This window comes from Ochrobactrum sp. WV_118_8 (assembly GCF_039631535.1).
Classification (GTDB): Bacteria; Pseudomonadota; Alphaproteobacteria; order Rhizobiales; family Rhizobiaceae; genus Brucella; species Brucella anthropi.
Genome location: NZ_JBDIUZ010000001.1, coordinates 1,507,557 through 1,530,348, shown reverse-complemented (window position 1 = coordinate 1,530,348; position 22,792 = coordinate 1,507,557). Strand labels below are relative to the sequence as shown.

The following is a 22,792-nucleotide window of genomic DNA, read 5'->3' as shown; positions in this document are numbered from 1 at the left end:
GGAACGGGAGGACTTTGTTGAGTGGAATGGAGCGTAAGGTTGTCGCGTTGCGGCCTCCCTATGCCATGACAGCACGGGCAAGTCACCCCGCTTCGCGATCAAGTGTTGGACGGAAGGCTCAGGGAATATTACGTAACCATTGCTGGGTCGAGAATTTCTCGACCGCAAGCTTTTCCGCAGCTGCATATTCTTCCCGCGTAATCTTGCTGCTCACGCCGCCATTCAGCGACACGAACATATCCTTCATGCGCTTGATGACTTCTTCGCGCGGCAGTCCTGTCTGGCTGCGCACCGGGTCGACACGCTTGACTGCACTGGCTGTGCCCTTGTCACTCAACTTCTCGCGCCCGATACGCAGGACCTTCACCATCTTCTCGGCATCCATGTCATAAGCCATGGTGACATGGTGGAGAACTGTCCCCTTGGAAAAGCGTTTCTGCGCCGCGCCGCCGATCTTGCCCTTGGAGCTCGAAATATCGTTCAGCGGTTTATAGAAAGCATCGATGCCGAGGGAGTTGAGCGCTTTCAACACCCAATCATCCAGAAATGCGTAGGAATCGGCGAAGCTCATATCCCCTACGAGTTCGCCCGGCGCATAAAGCGAATAGGTGATGGTACTGCCGGGTTCCACAAACATCGCGCCGCCACCGGTAACGCGACGGACAGTTTCGACGCCGAATTCCCGCGTTGCGTCCATATCGACTTCATTGCGCAGTGACTGAAATGCGCCGATGATGATGGCGGGGCGTTCCCATTCCCAGAAGCGTAATGTTGGCGCGCGGCGTCCGGTGGCAACCTCCTGCGCCAGAACCTCGTCAAGCGCAAGATGCATGGCAGGGGAAACCGCAGGCATTTCAACGATCTGCCATTCGAAATCCCGCCATGTGCGGGCAACACCCAAAGCCCGCCGGACGGCAATCGCAACCGCTTCCGGGCTGAAGCCGAGCATCATGGCCTCGGGCCGCAGACCTGCCCTCACAGCGTCGGCAATCTGCTCCGACGACGCGTCGGCAGAGAGACCTTCGACAGCGTTGCGGATATCCTCCAGAGCCTCGTCCGGCTCCAGGAAGAAGTCGCCCGCCACCTGCACATTGCTCAGACGCCCGTCACGAACATCCAGATCGACAACGACAAGTTTTCCGCCGTGGACTTTGTATTCGCCGTGCATATGGGCAGCCTTCCAAAGAGTGAACGTGAGTGTTTCACTCTCATTTCATGAAAGCTGCGGGAAAGGAAGCGGTTCAGGAGTGGTCGCCGGATTATATTCCAGCTTCAGAAGGCGCAACGTGCTGAACAAGCGAGGTCTGGCGCACTTCCTTGGTCTTGTGGCCGACATAGAAGCCAGTGGCAATCATGGCCGCCAGAATAACGACAATCGATTTGAAACTGAAAGGCAGATGGTGCATTTCTGGTCCTCACTCCAGCTCCAAGCAAACCAGAGCAGGAAATGATTGTCGACCCCACATTCGTTCCAGCTCTTCGACACCCGCAAAATTCCTGTCAGGCGTTGCAAGCTTGCAGCTCTTTGTGAACTGCGCATTCATCCTCTGTTCAAGATATCGGAACTAAAGCATATTTCATCGATATCAGAGGGACTCATCATGACACCTGCACTCAAGACGACTGTTGCTTCACTATGCCTTGGCGGCCTGGTGGCCGTCCTCTCCCCCCTTGTAACGCCGGCGTCCGCAGCCAAGTTGCAGCGCTGCGCAAGTGAGAACGGAGTCTGCCAGCTGCCCTACCCGGCAGAAGTGGTCTATGGCACCGGCGGACAAAATACGTCGCGCTTCATTGATCGGCCACAGGTCACCTGTTCGAACCGCGTCTTCGGTGACCCGGCGCCGGGCAAAAAGAAAAGCTGCTCCTTCGTGGTTCAGGATCGCTGGGAAGACAGGCCTGGCCGTCCGGGTCGCCCTGATCGCCCCGGACGCCCGGATCGGTATGATCCGTATGACCGCTATGATGACCGCGACCGCGACTGGAGCCGTTGTGCGAAGGAAGGCGGGTTCTGCGATTTTTACGGTCGCAAGCGCGTCCGCTACGGCGCAAATGGCCGGTTCACGGAAGGCGTCTTCCGCAATGGCGTCCAATGTGACAATCGCGCCTTCGGCGATCCCGCACGCGGTAAGGCTAAAGCCTGCTACGTACTCGATTAAGAGCCGGACGTAAGAATATAGAAGCCCGGACTGATCAGTTCGGGCTTTTTCTATCTAGTTAATGCAGAATCTCGAAAATATACATATCACACTGTTTTTATTATACTTTGTTTCCAGTTTCACCGAAAATACTATAGCAGTTACGACCTTTGCCCTTTGCCTCATAGAGCGCAATGTCCGCATTGCGGGCGAGCGTGTCCGGCGTTGTGCCGTCGCGCGGTGCGAGAACTGCCCCGACGCTTGCCGAAACATCCAGATTGACGCCGTGGATGAGGAAAGGTTCTCGAAAAGCCTCAACCACCCTTCCAGCCACCGTCTCGATGATTTCCATGCAATCTTCATCAGGAAGAATGACGGCGAATTCGTCACCTCCCACACGCACCGGAATATCTGTTTCCCTTAAGGCGGAACGCAAACGTTGAGCCGCTTCGATCAGAAGCGCGTCGCCCATCAGGTGACCGTAGGTGTCGTTGACCGCCTTGAACCGATCGAGATCAATTAGCAGCGCACCAATCGGCTTGCCCTGCTGCAAGGCTTTTTCGATCATCGGAATGGCAAGTTCGGTGAGAGCCCCGCGATTATAAAGTTTGGTCAGGCGGTCGGTCAGTGCGAGGCGCTTGAGAGCGGTGGAATCGTCAGTGAGGAATTTGTTGGTCTTTTGCAACCGCAGCAATCCACTCGCAATGCGGGCAAAATCCTCAAGCTTGGCACGTTCCGTATCGGAAATCTTTCGCGGCCTGCTATCGACAATGCACAGGGAGCCGACCGTCAATCCGGCATCGACAGACACCGGTGCACCAGCATAAAAGCGGAAACGCGGTTCGCCGGTCACATAAGGCATGCTGCAAAAGAGGTCGTTCTCGACCATATCCTCAATCACGAATAGCTCACCGCTTTCCACCACGAAGGTGCAGGCAGTCAACTCGCGGGGACAACTGCTGACCTTTTCGCCAGCATTGGCAGCAACACGCTGCCAGTCCTCGTCGATGATGTTGAGAGCAGACGTGCTGACGTCAAAAACGTCTTTCACAAGCGATACAAGGGTATCCAGTTCAGGCAGTCCAAGGCTGGACACGGAAACAAGGCTACGGACGCTTTCAAGTCGCTCGACTTCATTGGCAGGAACCGAAAAAGGCTTCTTTTCCGTCATCGAACTATAGGCATCCATGCTCATCATTCTCACCGTAATCTATGCTCCCTTTTGGGATATAGATAGTGATGAGAACCTCGACAGCAAGCCAAGCTTGTCCGGACAGACAGAGTTCGAACAGTTTTTTGTCAGGCTGTTGATTTGCACTGAGAAGTGACCCGGCATTTGCGCCGAGAATTGACCCGCCTGTTAGTTATGTTTCGGGTCGATAGTGGTGGTCAAGTTCCTACTTTTCTCCTTTGCGGTTTTGCGTTCATGCGCTGAGCTGTTCTTGAATCGGAAGCTGTCGTTTCCGGTTTCCAGGATGTGGCAATGATGCGTTAGGCGATCGAGCAGCGCGGTGGTCATCTTGGCGTCGCCGAAGACGCTAGCCCATTCGCTGAAGCTCAGATTAGTGGTGATAATGATGCTGGTCCGCTCGTAGAGTTTGCTCAGCAGATGGAAGAGCAGTGCACCGCCTGACGCGCTGAATGGCAGGTATCCAAGTTCGTCAAGGATAACGAGATCGGAGTACATAAGCCGGTTGGCGATCTGACCGGACCGTCCTTGAGCTTTCTCCTGCTCGAGAGCGTTGACCAGTTCGACGGTCGAGAAGAAGCGAACCCGCTTATGATGATGCTCGATGGCTTGAACGCCGATCGCCGTGGCGACATGCGTTTTACCTGTGCCTGGTCCACCGACCAACACGATGTTGTTGGCATCATCCAGAAAGTCGCAGCGATAGAGCTGGCGCACGAGCGCCTCGTTGATCTCGCTGCTTGCGAAGTCGAAACCGCTCAGATCACGGTAAGCGGGAAAGCGTGCCGTCTTGAGCTGATAGGCTGTCGATCTGACCTCCCTTTCTGCTGTCTCCGCTTTGAGGAGCTGTGACAGGACCGGAATGGCGGCCTCGAACGCCGGGGCTCCCTGTTCGGTCAGCTCATCGACGGCCTGGGCCATGCCGTGCATCTTCAATTGACGCAGCATGATCACGATTGCGCCGCTCGCCGGGTTATGACGCATGGCGAACCTCCGTCTTCCTCAGGCTGTCGTAGCGTTCGACGTTGGCCTTTGGTTCATTGGTGAGTGTCAATGCCTGAGGAGTGTCTATCGGCGGCGGGAAGGTATTGCCATCGACGAGGCGATGCAGCAGGTTCAAAACATGCGTCTTGGTTGGAACGCCCGACTTCAGCGCCATGTCGACGGCTGACAAGACGGCCTGTTCATCGTGCTGCAGGACGAGCGCCAGGATGTCGACCATCTCACGGTCTCCGCCGGGCTTCTTGAGCAGGTATTGCTGCAAGGTCCGGAACGCGTCCGGTAGCTCAACGAACGGTGCACCATTACGAAGAGCGCCGGGCTTGCGTTGCACCACCGCCAGATAGTGCCGCCAGTCGTAAATCGTCTGCCCCGGTCGGTCGTGGGAGCGATCGATAACACGGTGATGCTCGCAGACGACCTGACCTTCCACAGCGACAACGACACGATCTGGATAGACCCGGAGGCTTACAGGGCGATTGGCGAAGGATGCCGGCACGCTGTAGCGATTGCGTTCCAGATGAACGAGGCAGGTTGGCGTGACACGCTTTGTATACTCGACAAACCCATCGAACGGTCGGGAGACCGGCATTAATGCCAAAGCCTCCTCAGCCCAGATATCGGCAATGGTGCCACGCATCTGGCCGTGTGGGGTCTTTGCCCAGAACTCCTTGCACTGAAGCTCAAGCCAGTCGTTCAAGGCTTCCAGTGATGGAAAGCGCGGGATCGGTTGAAAGAAGCGATGACGTGCATCCTGAACGTTCTTCTCGACCTGTCCCTTCTCCCAGCCGGACGCAGGATTGCAGAACTCCGGCTCGAAGACATAGTGGCTGGCCATCGCCAGGAAGCGCACGTTGACATCTCGCTCCTTGCCACGGCCAACCTTGTCGATTGCCGTGCGCATGTTGTCGTAGATGCCGCGGCCGGGAATACCGCCAAACACACGGAATGCATGATTGTGAGCATCGAACAGCATCTCGTGCGTCTGCAACAGATAGGCCCGGACGATGAAAGCGCGGCTGTAGCTCAGTTTCGTATGCGCGACCTGCAGCTTGGTGCGCTCATTACCGATGATCGCCCAGTCCTCCGACCAGTCGAACTGGAAAGCTTCTCCGGGCTCGAATGCTAGAGGCACAAATGTGCCGCGCCCCGTCGTCTGGAGTTCTCTCTGCCGGTCCGCCTTCCATTCCCGCGCGAAAGCTGCAACACGGCAATAGGAACCGTCATAACCGAGGCTCACCAGATCAGCATAGAGTTGCTTCAGGGTACGCTTTTGCTTGCGACCCTTCTTGGACTCCGTTTTTAACCAGGCCGACAGCCGATCTGCGAATGGATCGAGTTTACTCGGCCGCTCCGGAACCTTGAACTTCGGCTCCACACCGTTCAGACGCAGGTATTTGCGGATAGTATTCCGGGATAGGCCGGTCCTGCGGCAAATCTCCCGTATCGATAAATGCTCTCTAAAATGCCAGCGTCGGATCTCGCTCAGTAACGCCATGTCGATCACTCCATAGCTCCCGTTAAAAACACGCGGAGCAAGGTTCAAAACATGGGTCAATTCTCGATGACAATATCCGGCAATGCCGGGTCACTTCTCAGTGCAAATCAACAGCATGGAATGTTGATTCGTCATTGTCGACCTGACGAAGTGAATTTCCTCGGTCATTCTCTGACCCAATAAAGAAAACGAAGGCAGCAGGGGTAATGCAATGGTTCTATTCTCTATTGTCATAGGCGTGCTGACGTCTGCGGTGGTAATTGCGGCGTGCATCATGCTTTGGAGATATGAACGTCCCTGAAATTTCCCACAGAAAGAGTGGGCGTGGCGACTGGCCCACTTCGACAGTCGAATCCAATAACAGCCTGACCTACTTCGGTTGATTGCCCTGCATTTTGTTCGCTTCCGCGATTGCAGATACGGTGATGCGTGGAGCTTCCGTCTTCGCTTTTTCGGCAATGTCAGCGAGCATGCGCAGCCTGCCACGGCCTTCCACTCGGCTTTTTCAGTCACCCTGGCGCGTATTTCATCAATTCGATTCAAAATGTTTTCATTTGCTTTCAGACGCATTTTATTGCCAAGATTAGGCTCAAATCCGGCTCGCTGATATGCCCGTCTGCTGTCAGACCTTCAGCCAATTCCTTTGCGAACATTTCCTGCTTTGCATTTTTCAAGACTGGCTTATGCCCATCACCATAAGGATACTCTATGATGAGATCAGAAGACGCTCTGTTGCTGAATGCTATTAGCGCCCAGGCCGACCGGGCCGAATTGATTATACCCAAGACCCTTTCGCTAAATCCGATTGCCGAACGACTACACGACGAATTCCCACATCGATCCACTGCCGAAATAGAAACTCAGTGCCGAGTTGTCTGGCAGGATCGTTATCTGTTCTGGAACTGATATTCGCCTTCACAACTGGTTTTGGCGTAGACACGTCGTTATCGAGGCGCCGAAGAAAACCGATCCAATACTGCTGACGCAGGGTCAGCAGTCACTACCCCGCTTCGGCGGGTTTTTGTTTAGGCAATAAGTGCGGTGGCTGTACGTGATGAGGCGGGCTCTTACGACCCGCTCATTTCGTTATTCTTTTTCTTTTTATCTTCGTCGTAATGCCACTTGATGGCGAAGAACATGGCCACGCCTAACACGAGAACCTTGAACACCACGAAGAATATCGGAATCCATTCCATCTTCTGAATATTTCCATACAGCTATCAATCGCGAGGAGCATTACCTCAGAACCGCTGCCTCGGCATCTTCTTTTTTGTGCCATTGGTACTTTGATAAAATCAGGCGGCATCGATTTCCAACCATTGCCGAGTTGGAAAATTTGATGGATCGGGATTTTTCTTTAATTTCAATGAAGTGAATGGTGGGCGTGACAGGGATTGAACCTGTGACCCCTCCCGTGTGAAGGGAGTGCTCTCCCGCTGAGCTACACGCCCGATGAGCCAAGCTCGATCAAGGTGGTGCGGATATACTGGCCAGCGGCTGCATAAGTCAAGCGTCTCGCAAGCCTGTTTCCAAAGAGATTTCGATCTTCTCCCCAACAGCTTCTGATCGCAAAGAAAAACGGCAATCACCCATCGATGATTACCGTTCTGTTTTGATACGGGAGGGATTTCAGAGCGCTGCGAGGCGCGAACCTGCCGTCTTGTCGAATGCTTTCTGCAATCCGGAATCACGGTCGTAAACATCGCCGTAATAATGGATTTTTCCATCCGCTTCCGGCCATGCGGTGAAATAGGAAATGAAGACAGGCACAGGTTCCTTGACCTTGATGCCGCGCTCATTCTTGCCGAAATATTTTTCCAGATCCGTCACCGATGTCCCCAGAACCGCCGCCGCCATGTCACGTGGGCGTTCCAGACGAATGCAGCCATGGCTCAGGGCACGCATATCGCGGCTGAAATAGGATTTGGCCGGAGTGTCGTGCATGTAGATATCATGCGCATTCGGGAACAGAATTTTGAGTTCGCCCAGCGCATTGTCGAGGCTCGGCTTCTGGCGAATACCGACATGGGCTTTACCCGCGGCAACTGCACTCCAGTTGACGGCACTGGCGGAAACCTTCTTGCCGCCTGCATAGACCTCGTAACCATTGCGGTCGAGATAGCTCGTATCACGCATGACCTTGGGCAGCATCTCGTTCAGGATGATCGAGCGCGGCACGCCCCATGACGGATTGAAAACGACCGTCTGGACCTTGTTGTAGAAGAAGTAGGTCTGATGGGTTGGAGAGCCGATAACCACATTCATGGCCAGCTTCTCTTTTCCGTCCTCGAAATATTCGGCACGGTAAGCCGGCTGATTGACCATCACGTAACGCGTGCCGAAATCATGCGGCAGCCAGCGCAGGCGCTCCATGGAATAAAGGATCCGGTCGCGTTTGATGGAAGATTGCTCGCCCTGAAGGGCTGAAAGCGTATTGCGACCGATGACGCCGTCCGGCGTACTGCCCGAAAGCTTTTGATAATCCTTGATTGCAGAAACCAGTTCCGGATCATAGACGTCGCCGCTCGCATGCGTGTCCAGCACTTGCTTGTGCTGTGCCAGATAGCCAGCAGGCGCATGTCTCGAAATCAGCGCAACCACCTTGCTGAGCTGGTCATTGGTATCGCCCGGCTTGATGATGCCATTCAGCGAGATGCGGATTGGCTCGGCAGATGGCGGCTCGGTATTCGCAAGCTCGCGCTTCAACGCCGCATATTGCTCATTGCTCGGTTGGAAACCATGCAGATAGGCAGCCGGATCGCTTTCCGATGCCAGCTTTTCGAGAACGGCTTTCGGATCGACGCGGTTGCGCGGTAGATCGTGGAAACCACTGAGGCGGTCCGCGATTACACGTCCCTCACCCGCATCGATGGCATAGCGCAGCGCGCGGGCAGACATGCGAATTTCAAATTCTGCAAGTTTCTGTTGGCGCTCAGATTCAGCAGCGCCATCGAAATTGTCAGCGGGGATCGTGACTGCATATTCATCCGGGTTGAGCCCATCTTCGTCCGCACGGGCAAAGAAAGCCGCAACATTCTTGGCGCGGTCGAGCACTTTATCGTCGGCCGACCACATGAAAGAGCGCTGACTTGAATAATAGTCGACGATCGCCTGAGCGATCTCTTTCTCGGCTTTGACATTCACGGATTTCAGATAATTCGTCACTGCATCGAAGGCACGCTGCCCCGGCGTTTCTTCGCGAATCTGCGGACGGATCGGCGACATGCCCGATGTCAGCGGATCGACGGTCACTGGTTCGGTTGCTGCAGTTACCTGCATATCGAGCGCGCTGAAATCGATATTGACCAGAGTATCCGGCTTGTAGTCGTAAATCTGCGGCCCTTTGACAGTCACGCGCTGGATTGGCGGAAGGCTGCGCACAGCGGCACGAGGAGCGGAAACGGCCTTCGGTGCTACAGGTGCGCGAGGAGTGACTTGCGGCTGAACAGGCTGGGCTGGCTGCACCTGCTGCTGGCGACGTTGTTGGAAAAGTTCCATCAGCGAATTTGCGGCTTGAGCCTGTGCCGTAGGGAGAAACACCGAAGCTGCCAGAGCTATCGCGGCTGCGCGGCGGATATTTTGTCCGCGTGCGGCGCTGCTCTTTTCATCCATCTGCGAGTGTCTGGAAAACTGCATTTCAAACCGCCAAAGTTAATGCGTTCGCTCAAAAGCGAATCCGTCCGAATCTCACCCGTAGAATTTACCAATCTCGTATAGAAACTTTTAACGCTATTGTTTCCTGAAGCAATTTTCTGTTTTGCGTTCATCACAATTGTTTGAGGCTTCTTCTCGGGAGACAAACCCGGAATGCCTTAATGAACAAAGTGACGCAGTGGCATCCACTCCGCATCGCGCTAAAAGCCCCACAGACTATGGTTCTGAAGCATTTCTTCGGAACTTCGATCAACACATATCGCGCGAGCCGGAAACGATGACGACCTCCGGCTGGCGCAGCTGGCAAGCAAGCGAGGTACCGCGATGGCAGAAGCAAGCGCCGCCGATCTTTTTCCTCTTGGTGAAGACGACACCCCTTACCGCAAGCTGACTTCCGATCATGTCTCTGTCGATACGTTCAAGGGACAGGAAGTCCTGACTGTCGATCCGGAAGGGCTTCGCCTACTTTCGGAAGCGGCCTTTGCCGATATCAACCATCTGCTGCGCCCCGGCCATCTGCAGCAGCTTGCCCATATTCTTGAAGACCCGGAAGCAACGGATAACGACCGTTTTGTCGCCTACGATCTTCTGAAGAACGCCAATATCGCAGCAGGCGGCGTGCTTCCCATGTGTCAGGATACCGGCACGGCCATCATCATGGGCAAGAAGGGCCGTCGCGTCTGGACCGAAGGCGGTGATGCCGATGCGCTCGGCGCTGGTGTGCTCGACGCCTACAACAAGAAGAACCTGCGTTATTCGCAGCTGGCGCCTCTTTCGATGTTCGAGGAAAAGAACACCAAGAACAATCTGCCTGCCCAGATCGATATCTATGAAGAAGGCGAAGACGCCTACAAATTCCTTTTCGTTGCCAAGGGCGGCGGTTCGGCGAACAAGACATTCCTCTATCAGGGAACGCCGTCGCTCCTGACGCATGACCGCATGATCGACTTCCTCAAGGACAAGATCCTGAGCCTGGGAACAGCCGCCTGCCCGCCTTACCATCTGGCAATTGTCATCGGCGGCACTTCGGCTGAGATGAACCTCAAGACAGTCAAGCTTGCCTCAACGCGCTATCTGGACAGCTTGCCGACCGAAGGTTCCGAAACCGGACATGCTTTCCGCGACCTCGAAATGGAAGCTGAAATCCATAAGCTGACGCAGTCTCTCGGCGTCGGCGCTCAGTTCGGCGGCAAATATTTCTGCCATGACGTCCGTGTCATTCGCCTGCCGCGCCACGGCGCTTCGTTGCCAATCGGCATCGGTGTTTCCTGCTCCGCCGACCGTCAGGCCAAGGGCAAGATCACCAAGGACGGCATCTTTCTGGAAAAGCTGGAAACCAACCCGGCCAAGTACATGCCGGATATCGACGAGGAAAAACTGTCGTCGCATGTGGTCAAGATTGACCTCAACCAGCCGATGCAGGACATTCTCAAGGAATTGTCGAAACATCCGGTCAAGACGCGCCTGTCGCTCTCCGGTCCAATCATCGTGGCGCGCGATCTGGCCCATGCCAAAATTCGCGAGCGGCTTGAAAACGGCGAAGCCATGCCGGATTATTTCAAGAACCACCCGATCTATTATGCTGGCCCGGCCAAGACGCCTGCCGGTTATGCTTCCGGCTCGTTCGGGCCAACCACGGCAGGCCGTATGGATTCCTATGTGGACCAGTTCCAGTCCTTTGGCGGCTCGATGGTGATGCTCGCCAAGGGCAACCGTTCGCGTCAGGTGCGCGAAGCCTGCGGCCAGCACCGTGGGTTCTATCTGGGCTCCATCGGTGGCCCGGCTGCCCGTCTGGCCCAGGATTGCATCAAGAAGGTCGAGGTTGTCGAATATCCGGAACTCGGCATGGAAGCGATCTGGCGTATCGAAGTGGAAGATTTCCCGGCCTTCATCGTCATCGATGACAAGGGCAATGACTTCTTCAAGGAACTCAATCTGGGTTAAAGCATTTCCAGCAAAAGTGCGAAGCGGTTTTGCGTAGGATAATGCGACGAAACAAACGCTTAGAACACAAATCTGATTCAATCATATCAGAGCTCTAAGCAAAAAAAGGGCGGCGCAAGCCGCCCTTTTTGTTTCAGGCATTTGTGCCGCCATCGATCGTGAGCGTAGCTCCAGACACGAAACGCCCTTCGGGGCTGGCAAGCCATGCCACCAGACTTGCAATATCGTCAGGCGAACCGAAACTGCCGGTTGCGATAAGCTCCCGCTGCTGTTCGGCATGTTCTCCAGCCGCCGGATTCATATCCGTATCGGTGGAGCCAGGCTGAACGACGTTGACCGTGACGCCCTTTGGACCAAGGTCGCGCGCCAGACCTTTCGTCAAACCGATCAGCGCCGCCTTGCTTGCCGCATAAAGGCTGATGCCCGGCCACGGCACGCTTTCGGCGAGGTTTGAGCCGATGGTTATGACGCGTCCGCCAGCACCAAGGTGTGGTGTGGCCGCTGAAACGGCGGCAAAAACAGCCCGGAAGTTCACAGCCATAACCTCATCGAAGTCGGCAAGTGTGACCTCTTCCAGCGGGGCCGCATGCCAGATGCCAGCACTGTTGACCAGTATATCCAGACGACCGAAATCCTTGACCGCTTTCTCGATTGCCGCCGCAATCTGGCTCGCGTCGCGATTGTCGGCCTTCAGCGCCAGAGCCTTGCCACCATTGGCTACGATTTCGGAAACCACAGCTTCAGCTTTTTCCTTGCCGTTCACATAAGTGACGACAACTGTCGCGCCATCTTTCGCGAGCCGTCGTGCAATCGCTGCACCGATGCCGCGACTTCCGCCGGTGATGAAGGCAACCTTTCCGTTCAAAGCTTCGGCTGACATACCATTTCCTTTCTGTATCGATTGATATATAATTGCTGACAGGCTTGCACAGAACCGTCAAGCGATTTATTTAATGATCGATACAGAAAGGTTCACACGTGGCAGAAAAAGGACGGCCCCGTAGCTTCGACCGCGAAACAGCGCTTCGTGCTGCAATGTTGATATTTTGGGAAAAAGGCTTCGACGGATCGTCGCTGGCCGATCTGACGACGGCTATGGGCATCAATGCGCCAAGCCTCTATGCGGCATTCGGAAGCAAGGAAGAACTCTATCTCGAAGCCCTCACCCTTTATGCCGGTGAAGTGGGCATTGAAATCTGGTCGACACTGGATGAAACGCCGGATGTTCGCGCGGCTTTCGAGCGTTTTCTGCTTGCCACGATAGATGCCTATTGCGAGGAATCCGTGCCGCGGGGCTGCATGATTGCTCTGGATGCGCTTCATCGGACGCATTCAAGCGACAAAGTCTGCGACGTGCTGCGCAATCACCGCCAGACCAATATCGAAATCCTGAAAAAGCGGCTCGAACGCGGCATTCGTGACGGCAATATTCCCGCATCCGTCAATTGCGAAGCGGTTGCGACCTTTTACGCGACAGTCCAGAACGGCATGTCCATTCTCGCACGCGATGGCGGAACGCGGCAAGATCTCACCGCAACGGCACTGGGCGCCATGGCAGGTTGGGAGAAACTTGTTCTCACCGAAACATCATCAGGCAACCAGCCTTAATCGCGGACCGTCATCAAGATAATCCGCTACCAGGGACGCCACTTCAGCACTCGCAATGATGCGGCGATGCCCAAGGCCATCCGCCCAGTGCACCCTGACATGAGAGCCTGCCTTGCCGGCCATTTCCGCGCAGATGGCGGGAACTTCCTTATCGTCATGCGCGTGGATGACCAGCGTCGGAATTGTCATGCGGCGCAGATGAACGTCGGTATCGAAATCCGTGATCGGGCGCGCTGCGAGATGACGGACTTGCTCCTTCATTGCGTTGCGCACGTCACGACCAAGCCCAAGCACTTTGCCGAAACCGTCAAAGACGCCTGCCATGGAGTGCGGGGAAGCAATTGTCACCAGCTTTGCCGGGCGATGTGACTGGTAGCACCCGAGAGAACCCGCTGCGGCATTGACGATGACCGCACCGCCGAATGAGTGACCGATCATCGCATCGAACGGACCATACTGGCGCCACGCAACATCAACGGCGGCGATTGCCTGTATCATGTTGAGGGTGCGGCCTGCCGATGCGCCATGCCCCGGCAGGTCGATGGAGACAACTCGTTCCCCACGCGCAACAAGCTCGCGAATGATCGCTATCATATCCGCTGTGCGCGATCCCCAGCCATGAACGACAAGCGACGTTCTTCCCACATAAACATCGGGTTCGAACAAATAGGTTGCGATAAGTCCGCGATCGATAATCAGATCGAGCCGCTTTGCCTGACTGAGTTCGTTGCTCGCCTGTTCAAGCCGTGCGGCATAGGCCTTGGTCTTCGGCTTGCGGCTCGGCGTTCGACAGAAAATCCTGAACGCGGCGCGACCTGCCTTGTCGGCATCAATGCGGCCAAGCACACCCAGACCGAATCGCGTAACCTGCAAAGAAATCGATGTCATGACAGGGCCTCAATTATGTTCAATCCTGAACAAATAATTGTACAAGAATGAACAAAATGCAAGACAAGACTCAAAAACTGCCGTGGGACAATCCGCGCTTCAAGAACTGGATTGCCGTTGCACGTGCCGGCAAAGCGGTGGAACGCGCCCTCGCCCAGGGGCTAGCGACCTTCGATCTCAAGATCGCCGATCTCGATGTGCTAATGAATATTTATCGTCATCCCGGTGAATCCCAACACGATCTGGCGCGGCGCATTCTCGTCGGGCGTTCGAACATTACCATGTTGCTGCCGAAGCTTGAAAAGCGCGGACTGCTGGTGCGTGAGGGGGACCCGGCAGACAAGCGCGTGATGCGACTGACGCTAACCGCCAAGGGCGAAAAGCTTCTGGGACATGCGCTGACGATCTATACCGACCTGATTGACCGCGTCATGGCGCAATCGACAAATGCGCAATGCAACGCGATGGGCGATGTGATGCGGCGCATATCCGAAATGCTGGAGAAAGAATGACCGGCAGGCGGGATCAACGATCCCGCTTCAGGCCTTTTTCGGCAAGTTCATCGAGATAAGTTTGCCATAATGTGTCCTTCTCGGTGCCGAGCTTGTGGAGATAGGTCCACGAAAACAGGCCGGTATTGTGCATGTCGTCAAACGTTATGCGGACGGCGTAATTGCCGACCGGCTCCATCTTCATGATTTCGATGGTCCGCTTGCCACCAACTGTGATGCGCTGTGCCGGCGAATGACCCTGCACTTCTGCCGAAGGCGACAGGACACGCAGCAACTCGGCGGTCAGCTCGAATTTCTGGCCATCATCGAACGCCACAGTCAGCAGTTTGCGGTCGTGTGAGACACGCAATTCAGTCGGCCAGACCTCACTCATTACCATTCTCCAGCTTGGTTCTTCGCCAGCTTTTGATAGGCCCCGCGTTAAAATATCGCAATAGTCGCGGTCATTATTGAAAGAGCTTCGCGTGCGTGAAACTGGACATTGAGGCTCGCAGATCCTATTTCTAGGTAGACGATGCGGATATTCCTCCGCATCCTGTGGAAACAACGGCTTAATGATGTACACAAACCAAGCCCAGCCACTTGTTTCCCCGACTGGACCCATGATTGATCCTTTCGGGCGTGCCATCACCTATCTTCGCGTTTCAGTGACGGATCGTTGTGATTTCCGCTGCACCTATTGCATGGCGGAACACATGACGTTCCTGCCCAAGAAGGATTTGCTGACGCTTGAGGAACTGGACCGGCTTTGCACCGCCTTTATCGACAAGGGTGTCAGGAAACTGCGCCTGACCGGTGGCGAGCCTTTGGTGCGCAAAAACATCATGCACCTGATCCGGCAGCTGTCGCGCCATCTGAAATCAGGTGCGCTGGATGAATTGACGCTGACCACGAACGGATCGCAGCTTTCACGCTTTGCCGACGAGCTGGCGGAATGCGGCATACGCCGTATCAATGTCTCGCTGGATACGCTCGATCCTGAAAAGTTCCACCAGATCACCCGCTGGGGCGATCTTCCCCGGGTTCTTGAGGGTATTGAAGCCGCACAACGCGCCGGTATCCGCGTCAAGATCAATGCGGTCGCGTTGAAGGATTTCAACGATCACGAAATTCCCGAACTGATCCGCTGGGCCCATGGCCGCGGTATGGACATGACGCTCATCGAAACAATGCCGATGGGCGAGATCGAGTTCGACCGTACGGACCAGTATCTGCCGCTCTCGCAGCTGCGCGAGGACCTGTCGCAGCAATTCACGCTTTCAGATATTCCTTACCGTACAGGCGGCCCTGCCCGCTATGTTACGATTGAGGAAACCGGCGGGCGGCTCGGATTCATCACGCCGATGACGCATAATTTCTGCGAAAGCTGCAACCGCGTCCGGCTTACTTGCACCGGTATGCTTTATATGTGCCTAGGCCAGAATGATGACGCCGATCTGCGCAAGGCCTTGCGGGAAAGCGAAAGCGACCTGCTGCTCAGCCAGGCCATTGATGAAGCTATTTCGCGCAAGCCGAAAGGCCATGATTTCATCATCGACCGCGATCATAATCGACCGGCGGTTGCTCGCCACATGAGTCTTACCGGCGGCTGAGCGATTTATACTTAAAAAAGCACACAACCCGAAATAATTGTCGCGAGATCGACTTTAAAACGGTATGCAATCTTAAACTGGGTTCTGTATCGTGCCGCAGTCAGCAAATTTTCGCGCAAGTATTTTCATGCTTCTCGCCATGGGCACCTTCACCATCGGCGATACGATCACAAAATACCTCCTGACCGAGATGAACAGCGGACAGTACATGCTGATCCGAGGCATATTCGCCACGGTGCTGATCGGTTTGCTCGCCTGGCGCCACGGTGCATTGCGCAATCTGTCGCTTGAAAAGATGACGATCCTGCGCGTCGTAGGCGAAGTTGTCGCCACCATCACCTATATTTATTCGCTCGGCCATCTCTCGCAGGCATTCTGTTCGGCTGTCTTTCAGGCAACGCCGCTTGTCGTGACGCTTGGAGCGGCACTCTTCCTGAAGGAAAAAGTGGGCTGGCGTCGCTGGTCCTGTATTCTTGTCGGTCTTGTCGGGGTCCTCATCATCATCCGGCCCGGAACGGATGGTGCTGCAAGCCTTGCTGCCGTCGCTGTACTTCTTGCCAGCGTAGGCTTTGCCGCCACGCGGGATATCGCCACACGCCGTGTGCCCGCTCACGTGCCGACCCTCTATCTCTCGACATTGACCGCAGGCGCGATAACATTGACCGGCGGCGCACTGACCGTTCCAATGGGCGGATGGCAGCCCGTTGGAATTACAGCAGTCGGCGCCATGGCCATTGCCGCTGTCCTTCTCCTTGTCGGATATCACTTCATCATTCTGGCCATGCGTGAAGGTGAAGTGTCCTTCGTTTCGCCGTTCCGCTATTCCAGCCTGCTTTGGGCAATCGGCCTCAGCACTTTGATTTTTGGCGAAGCGCCCGACATATATACGATCATGGGATCGGTTCTGGTGGTCGGAAGTGGCGTCTATATGGTCTATCGTGAAAACGTGTTGAAGAAGCGGGAGCGCAACAAAAGCACATTGGCGACGATCCCGACCGGCGTGGAACCCTCATGATTGCAGGCGCAATCATCGCTGGCGGGCTCTCCAGCCGCATGCAGCAGGGCGGCGTTGCGGGTGACAAATTCCTTCAGCCGCTCGGCAGCACCGGCACTATCATTTCCCATGTCGTCAGAAGGATCAAACCGCAGGTCGAAGCGCTTGTCATCAATGCGAATAGCGATGATCCCCGCCTGACTGATCTCGGCGTGCCGGTGATCAAGGACCTGCCGGCAGAACATGGCGGCCCGCTGATCGGCATTCTGACCGCGCTGACGCAGGCACAAGAGCCCTCATTACTGCTAACGACAGCAGCCGATACGCCATTCCTGCCTCGCGACCTCGCGGACCACCTTCTTGCACGTCGGAAGCAAACCGGGGCGCGGATCGTTCTCGCCAGTTCCCTTAACCGGGTCCATCCGATTTTCGGACTTTGGGAAACCGGACTGGCTGACGAACTCACCGTCTGGCTTACCAATACCAGCAGGGCCAGCGTCTTCGCATTCGCCGAACATATCGGATTTGAAACGGTTGATTTTCCGCTTGCCTTCGCTGGTGATAGCCCGGAAACATATGATCCGTTCTTCAATATCAATCGGCCCGACGATCTTGTCGCCGCCCGAAAACTGGTTGAGGCAATGGAATGAACCAGAAGCTTTTCGGCATTACCGGCTGGAAAAACTCCGGCAAGACGACAATGACCGAACGTCTGGTCGCATGCCTTACGGCACGTGGATACCGTATCGCCACCATCAAACACGCCCATCATAATTTCGATATCGACCATGAAGGCACCGATTCCTGGCGTCATCGAAAGGCCGGAGCAGCGGAAGTGGCTATCGTCTCGTCGCAGCGCTACGCAATCATGCATGAAGGTCTCGGCGAAGAAGAACCTTCTCTATGGGAGATTGCGGCCAAGCTGGCGCCTTGCGATCTGATTCTGGTCGAGGGCTACAAGCGGGAAACGCACAAGAAAATCGAACTGCGTCGCGAAGGCGGCCATGCCGGGCCAGCTCTCTCCGTTGACGATCCCGCCATCGTCGCCATTGCCAGCGACCAGCAGCAACCCGGCGAAAAAGTGCCGGTGTTCGGCATCGATGAAATAGAGCAAATAGCCGATTTCATCGAAGGCGTTATGGGTCTCTGAGAGACTCTCTATAATTCCCCTCTTTGACAACACAATTCACCGCTTTCCGGTGAAGGCATGCAGAAAACGCCGAGGGATTCCCCCCTTGGACACACAATTTAATTACGCAGACCATCTTGCCAATCGTCTCAAAATGGTGGGAATATCGTTTGCAGATCTGATGGTGGGGACGGAAGCGCGAAAAAATATTGCGCATGATCGACTCAACCATCTATTGGTAGTGGCCGGGGGGAATCCGCTACCAAACGTGCAATTTAAAGTTTCACGGTCGTGACTACCCCTTAAGCGGCTGAACCAGAAGAAATAATCAGGGAACCAGCCAGAACAAAACGAGAGGACTGAAAATGCGCGTATTGAAGCGTATCGCCGCTGCGGCATCTGTTGCTGCGCTGGCAATTACGATCGGTAGCATGACTGCCGGTGTTGCAAATGCAGAAGAGCCACTCAAGCTCAAGATCGGCACCGAAGGCGCCTATCCTCCATTCAACTTCATCAAGCCAGACGGCACCCTCTCGGGCTTCGACGTCGATATCGCCAAGGCGCTCTGCGAAGAAATGAAAGCGCAGTGCGAATTCGTCACCCAGGAATGGGACGGCGCTATTCCTGCCCTTCAGGCTGGCAAGTTCGACGCCTTCATCGCCTCCATGTCCATCACGGACGAGCGCAAGAAGCAGGTCGACTTCTCCAACAAATATTACAACACGCCTCCCGGCATCGCAGCTCCCAAGGATACCGACATCAAGGGTGTGACCAAGGAAGACCTCGCTGGCAAGACCATTGGCGTTCAGGTTTCCACCACACACTCCAATTACTCGGAAAAGACTTTTACCGACAGCACGATCAAGGCCTATCCGACTGCTGAGGAATACCGTCTTGATCTCGCCAATGGCCGTCTCGACGCCGTCAACGACGATAGCGTGACACTGGCCGAATGGCTGAAGTCGCCGGATGGCGCCTGCTGCAAGATGGTCGGCACTTTCCCGCCGGTTATCGAGATCCACGGTCCGGGCGCTGGCGTTGCCTTCAAGAAGGGCCGTCCGGAGCTGGTTGAAAAATTCAACGCAGCCATCAAGGCGATCCGCGCAAACGGCAAATACAAGGAAGTCAACGACAAGTACTTTGACTTCGATGCTTATGGCGCCGAAAATTAATCAAAACTGACACCTATGCGCCGGTTTGCTTTCCGCAAATCGGCGCAAAACATTTGTATGGGCATGCCGTACAAGCCTTGCCGGGCAAAGCCTCGCAGGCGATAAAAACATAGGCAAATGCCTTTAGGAAAAAGAATAGGCGCATGGAACACTACGCCACTTTGTTGAGTTTCGGCCCCGACGGATGGGGTGCCAGTATTGCCTGGGGGCTTCTGGTAACCGTCTCGCTGGCTCTCGCAACACTCCCCGTTGGTCTCGCACTCGGATTTCTAGTTGCTATCGGCAAGCAGTCCACCGAACCATCGATCCGGCTCGCTTCAAACATTTACACGACGATCTTTCGTGGTTTGCCTGAGCTTCTAACCCTCTTTCTCGTTTATTTCGGCGCCTCTCTCGGGTTGCAACGGCTTCTCAGTCTGTTCGGCATCGAAGCGAATGTGGAAATCAATGCGTTCGGCGCCGGTATGGTTGCGCTGGGCTTCGTCTTCTCTTCCTATTCGAGCGAAGTCTTCCTTTCGGCGTTTCGCGCAATTCCGCGCGGGCAGTATGAAGGCGGTTATGCAGTTGGCCTGTCGCACTGGCAGACCATGCGCAAGGTCATCCTGCCGCAGTTGATCCGCATCGCCCTGCCCGGCCTTGCCAATCTTTGGCTGGTGCTGCTCAAGGATACGTCGCTGGTTTCGGTTATCACATTGTCCGATATTCTGCGGCAAACCTCCATCGCGGCACGCGTGACCAAGGAACCATTTCTGTTCTTCGGCATAGCCTGCCTGCTCTATCTGGTTCTCGCAATCATCTCGTCCTACTTCATCAATCGCATTGCCCGCTGGGCTGATGCGGGCGCCAACCGGTCGCGAGGTGCATGATATGAGCCAGACTGTTTCCACTACGACAATTCCCGCGATGGCTCCGCCACCCGTGGTCAAGCAATGGACGCGGATGCGCATTGCCGGCCATATCATCGTTGCCTTCTGGTTCCTTCTTTTCGCTGGTCTTGCGATCTATCTCTACAATGCATGGCGTATCGATCTGTTTGAAACCTATGGGCCACGCTACTGGTCCGGGCTTCTGATAACGCTGAAACTGGTTGCCGTATCGATTGTCATAGGCGCCCTGCTCTCGCTACCGATCACGGCCGCGCGCATGTCCAACAATCGCTGGCTGCGCGGAATTGCTTTCGGCTATGTCTATTTCTTCCGCGGCACGCCGCTGCTGGCGCAGACATTCCTTATCTATTATGGCTTCGGCACCTTCCGTCCTTTTCTGGAAAGCATCGGGCTCTGGGTGTTTTTCCGCGATGCGTGGAATTGCGCCATTCTGGCGTTTTCGCTCAACACGGCAGCCTACCAGGCTGAAATCCTGCGCGGCGCTATCCAGAGTGTGGCGCTGGGCCAATGGGAAGGCGCTGCGGCGCTTGGCATTTCGAAGCGTGTGACGTTCTGGAAGGTCATTCTTCCGCAGGCGCTCATCGTGGCGTTGCGTCCTTACGGCAACGAAATCATCCTGATGATCAAGGGCTCGGCCATTGTAGCTATCATCACCGTACTTGACCTGATGGGTGAAACGCGCCGCGCCTATTCGCGGACATTCGATTTCCAGACTTATCTCTGGGCTGCAGTCATTTATCTGCTTATCGTCGAATGCCTGCGGCACGTTTGGGATTTCCTCGAACGAAGGCTGACCCGCCATCTCATTCGTTAGAGATCACTAAACCGGCATAAAGCCAAAATATCGCCCCCGGCAGCCTTGCAGCTTCCGGGGGCGATCTGTTTAGAGCGCATTTCGATCTGATTGGATCAGATCGGCGCTCTAAATATTTGTTTTAACGCGCATCTTTTCCGAAAACCGTTTCACACTTTTCGGGATGCGCTCTAGAATACAGCTTCCAACAGTAAGGTAACAGGTTGAGTCATGCTGAAAATCTGGGGTCGTATCAATTCCACGAATGTGAAGAAGGCGCTCTGGACAGCGCGCGAACTCAATCTCGACTATGAACAGATCAATGTCGGTGGCCAGTTCGGTGGATTGAAAGATCCGGCTTACCTCGCACGCAATCCGAATGGGCTGATCCCCTTGCTGGAAGACGGCGACACAGTGCTGTGGGAATCCAATACCATCACGCGGTATCTCGCGGCAGCTTACGGCAAAGGCACACTGTGGATCGAAGATCCAGCCAAGCGCGCGCAGGCCGAAAAATGGATGGATTGGGCTTCCGCATCCTTCTACACCAATTTCAGCAACGTCATGAAGCATCTGATCCGGCTGCCGGAAGCTGAACGCGATCCAGCCATTCTGGAACAAGGTCTTCAGGGCCTTGCGCAATCAATGCAGATTGCCAACGAGGGCTTGAAGGAAGCTCCCTGGTTCTCGGGCGAGAACTTCGGTATCGGTGATATTCCCACCGGATGCTACGCCTATGCCTGGTTTGAGTTTCCGATTGAGCGCCCATCTCTTCCGCATCTTGAAGACTGGTATGGCCGCCTCAAACAGCGTCTGGCCTATCAGGCGGCCGTTATGACGCCTCTCACCTGATTTCTAGAAATATCCAGAGGAATGAACGAATGACGACATCCGCTAAAGTCGCCTTTCTGGGCCTGGGTGTCATGGGTTATCCCATGGCAGCTCACCTCAAGAACAAGGGCGGTCACGACGTCACGGTTTATAACCGCACGACGGCAAAAGCCGAAAAATGGGCCAAGGAATTCGGGGGTAACTTTGCCGCGACACCTGCCGAAGCCGTGCGCGATGCAGATTTTGTTTTTGCCTGTGTCGGTAACGATGATGACCTTCGTTCCGTGACCATCGGCCCGGATGGCGCCTTCTCAACCATGAAGAAGGACGCGATCTTCATCGACAACACAACAGCCTCTGCGGAGGTTGCTCGTGAATTGGATATCGAAGCACAGAAGCGCGGCTTTCATTTCATCGACGCCCCCGTCTCCGGTGGTCAGGCCGGTGCCGAGAACGGCGTTCTCACGGTAATGGTCGGCGCGCCGGAAGCCGTTTTCGAGCGTGCCCGGCCAGTTATCGATGCTTATGCGCGTATGGTCGGCCTCATGGGACCGGTCGGCTCGGGCCAGCTTGCCAAGATGGTCAACCAGATCTGCATTGCTGGTCTCGTTCAGGGACTGGCCGAAGGTATCCATTTCGGCAAGAAAGCTGGTCTCGATATCGAAAAACTGATCTCGGTGATCTCGAAAGGCGCGGCTGGCTCCTGGCAGATGGAAAACCGGTCCGGCACCATGAACCAGGGCAAATATGATTTCGGCTTTGCCGTCGACTGGATGCGCAAAGACCTTGGCATCTGCCTTGAGGAAGCTGACCGCAATGGAGCACTTCTGCCTGTGACCGCCCTCGTGGACCAGTTCTATAAGGAAGTGCAGAAGATCGGTGGCAGCCGCTGGGACACATCTTCATTGCTTGCGCGGCTGGAACAGCCCTGAGACAAACGATCCTCAACAAAAAAGCCCGGCATTGC

23 protein-coding genes and 1 tRNA gene are annotated in these 22,792 nt (G+C 55.2%); 13 read left to right on the top strand and 11 right to left on the bottom strand.

Annotated elements, in window-relative coordinates; genetic code table 11:
- Positions 1-118: 118 nt before the first annotated feature.
- Positions 119-1,168, bottom strand: coding sequence for a lipoate-protein ligase LplAB (lplAB, locus tag ABDF71_RS07390; RefSeq protein ID WP_500061441.1), 1,050 nt, complete (start codon positions 1,166-1,168; stop codon positions 119-121).
- A 91-nt stretch (positions 1,169-1,259) separates the two neighbouring features.
- On the bottom strand, positions 1,260-1,406 hold the full coding sequence (locus ABDF71_RS07385) for a hypothetical protein (protein ID WP_155269231.1): 147 nt from the start codon (positions 1,404-1,406) through the stop codon (positions 1,260-1,262).
- Positions 1,407-1,601: 195 nt separating this feature from the next.
- Between ABDF71_RS07385 and ABDF71_RS07380 the strand changes: the two genes are divergently transcribed.
- A complete protein-coding gene (locus ABDF71_RS07380) occupies positions 1,602-2,156 on the top strand; it encodes a hypothetical protein (RefSeq protein ID WP_029376114.1) in 555 nt (184 codons plus the stop codon).
- Positions 2,157-2,256: 100 nt separating this feature from the next.
- Here the strand turns inward: ABDF71_RS07380 and ABDF71_RS07375 are convergent, their stop codons facing one another.
- From ABDF71_RS07375 to ABDF71_RS07350, 6 genes are all read right to left on the bottom strand, one after another.
- Positions 2,257-3,333 (bottom strand): GAF domain-containing protein, encoded by a 1,077-nt coding sequence (locus ABDF71_RS07375; RefSeq protein WP_500061440.1) that lies wholly within the window; start codon positions 3,331-3,333, stop codon positions 2,257-2,259.
- A 162-nt stretch (positions 3,334-3,495) separates the two neighbouring features.
- A complete protein-coding gene (gene istB, locus ABDF71_RS07370; RefSeq protein WP_061346884.1) occupies positions 3,496-4,308 on the bottom strand; it encodes an IS21-like element helper ATPase IstB in 813 nt (270 codons plus the stop codon).
- Positions 4,298-5,821 carry an IS21 family transposase gene (istA, locus tag ABDF71_RS07365; RefSeq protein ID WP_500061439.1) on the bottom strand — a complete coding sequence of 508 codons (1,524 nt, stop codon included), beginning with the start codon at positions 5,819-5,821 and terminating at the stop codon, positions 4,298-4,300. The genes istB and istA overlap by 11 nt, the downstream gene beginning before the upstream one ends.
- A 1,067-nt stretch (positions 5,822-6,888) precedes the next feature.
- Positions 6,889-7,017, bottom strand: a complete 129-nt coding sequence (locus ABDF71_RS07360) for a hypothetical protein (RefSeq protein ID WP_010660176.1) — start codon at positions 7,015-7,017, stop codon at positions 6,889-6,891.
- A 180-nt stretch (positions 7,018-7,197) separates the two neighbouring features.
- Positions 7,198-7,272: transfer RNA gene (locus tag ABDF71_RS07355), tRNA-Val, on the bottom strand.
- 178 nt (positions 7,273-7,450) lie between these two features.
- A complete protein-coding gene (locus ABDF71_RS07350; protein WP_500061660.1) occupies positions 7,451-9,433 on the bottom strand; it encodes a L,D-transpeptidase family protein in 1,983 nt (660 codons plus the stop codon).
- Positions 9,434-9,799: 366 nt separating this feature from the next.
- Between ABDF71_RS07350 and ABDF71_RS07345 the strand changes: the two genes are divergently transcribed.
- Complete coding sequence (locus ABDF71_RS07345; protein WP_012092106.1) at positions 9,800-11,419, top strand: fumarate hydratase; 1,620 nt, start codon at positions 9,800-9,802, stop codon at positions 11,417-11,419.
- A gap of 133 nt (positions 11,420-11,552) precedes the next feature.
- Here ABDF71_RS07345 and ABDF71_RS07340 read toward each other — a convergent pair whose 3' ends face one another.
- Positions 11,553-12,299 (bottom strand): SDR family NAD(P)-dependent oxidoreductase, encoded by a 747-nt coding sequence (locus ABDF71_RS07340; protein ID WP_012092107.1) that lies wholly within the window; start codon positions 12,297-12,299, stop codon positions 11,553-11,555.
- A gap of 98 nt (positions 12,300-12,397) precedes the next feature.
- Between ABDF71_RS07340 and ABDF71_RS07335 the strand changes: the two genes are divergently transcribed.
- Positions 12,398-13,027, top strand: coding sequence for a TetR/AcrR family transcriptional regulator (locus ABDF71_RS07335; protein ID WP_043062078.1), 630 nt, complete (start codon positions 12,398-12,400; stop codon positions 13,025-13,027).
- On the opposite strand, the gene ABDF71_RS07330 is transcribed toward ABDF71_RS07335, so the two are convergent.
- Positions 13,010-13,915 carry an alpha/beta fold hydrolase gene (locus tag ABDF71_RS07330; RefSeq protein ID WP_010661311.1) on the bottom strand — a complete coding sequence of 302 codons (906 nt, stop codon included), beginning with the start codon at positions 13,913-13,915 and terminating at the stop codon, positions 13,010-13,012. The two genes, ABDF71_RS07335 and ABDF71_RS07330, sit on opposite strands and share 18 nt — an antisense overlap.
- A 47-nt stretch (positions 13,916-13,962) precedes the next feature.
- Here ABDF71_RS07330 and ABDF71_RS07325 point away from each other — a divergent pair, with 47 nt between their 5' ends.
- On the top strand, positions 13,963-14,427 hold the full coding sequence (locus tag ABDF71_RS07325; protein WP_125334263.1) for a MarR family winged helix-turn-helix transcriptional regulator: 465 nt from the start codon (positions 13,963-13,965) through the stop codon (positions 14,425-14,427).
- A gap of 13 nt (positions 14,428-14,440) precedes the next feature.
- Here the strand turns inward: ABDF71_RS07325 and ABDF71_RS07320 are convergent, their stop codons facing one another.
- Positions 14,441-14,800, bottom strand: coding sequence for a gamma-butyrobetaine hydroxylase family protein (locus tag ABDF71_RS07320; RefSeq protein WP_125334264.1), 360 nt, complete (start codon positions 14,798-14,800; stop codon positions 14,441-14,443).
- Positions 14,801-15,029: 229 nt separating this feature from the next.
- Between ABDF71_RS07320 and moaA the strand changes: the two genes are divergently transcribed.
- The 9 genes from moaA (at position 15,030) to ABDF71_RS07275 (ending at position 22,757) form a co-directional block, all read left to right on the top strand.
- Complete coding sequence (gene moaA, locus ABDF71_RS07315; RefSeq protein ID WP_029924909.1) at positions 15,030-16,019, top strand: GTP 3',8-cyclase MoaA; 990 nt, start codon at positions 15,030-15,032, stop codon at positions 16,017-16,019.
- Positions 16,020-16,146: 127 nt separating this feature from the next.
- Positions 16,147-17,034 (top strand): DMT family transporter, encoded by an 888-nt coding sequence (locus ABDF71_RS07310; protein ID WP_012092113.1) that lies wholly within the window; start codon positions 16,147-16,149, stop codon positions 17,032-17,034.
- Positions 17,031-17,663, top strand: a complete 633-nt coding sequence (mobA, locus tag ABDF71_RS07305; protein WP_500061438.1) for a molybdenum cofactor guanylyltransferase — start codon at positions 17,031-17,033, stop codon at positions 17,661-17,663. Before ABDF71_RS07310 ends, mobA begins: the two co-directional genes overlap by 4 nt.
- Entirely contained in the window at positions 17,660-18,163 is a 504-nt protein-coding gene (gene mobB / locus ABDF71_RS07300) for a molybdopterin-guanine dinucleotide biosynthesis protein B (protein ID WP_043062073.1), read from the top strand. The genes mobA and mobB overlap by 4 nt, the downstream gene beginning before the upstream one ends.
- 344 nt (positions 18,164-18,507) lie before the next feature.
- A complete protein-coding gene (locus tag ABDF71_RS07295; protein WP_010661304.1) occupies positions 18,508-19,314 on the top strand; it encodes an ABC transporter substrate-binding protein in 807 nt (268 codons plus the stop codon).
- Positions 19,315-19,457: 143 nt separating this feature from the next.
- Positions 19,458-20,180 carry an ABC transporter permease gene (locus ABDF71_RS07290; protein WP_010661303.1) on the top strand — a complete coding sequence of 241 codons (723 nt, stop codon included), beginning with the start codon at positions 19,458-19,460 and terminating at the stop codon, positions 20,178-20,180.
- Position 20,181: 1 nt separating this feature from the next.
- The gene (locus ABDF71_RS07285) at positions 20,182-21,015 is read left to right on the top strand and encodes an ABC transporter permease (RefSeq protein WP_036586794.1); all 834 of its coding nucleotides are present in this window, start codon (positions 20,182-20,184) and stop codon (positions 21,013-21,015) included.
- 210 nt (positions 21,016-21,225) lie between these two features.
- The gene (locus tag ABDF71_RS07280; RefSeq protein ID WP_500061437.1) at positions 21,226-21,846 is read left to right on the top strand and encodes a glutathione S-transferase family protein; all 621 of its coding nucleotides are present in this window, start codon (positions 21,226-21,228) and stop codon (positions 21,844-21,846) included.
- A gap of 29 nt (positions 21,847-21,875) precedes the next feature.
- Complete coding sequence (locus ABDF71_RS07275; protein WP_105529038.1) at positions 21,876-22,757, top strand: NAD(P)-dependent oxidoreductase; 882 nt, start codon at positions 21,876-21,878, stop codon at positions 22,755-22,757.
- Positions 22,758-22,792: the final 35 nt, after the last annotated feature.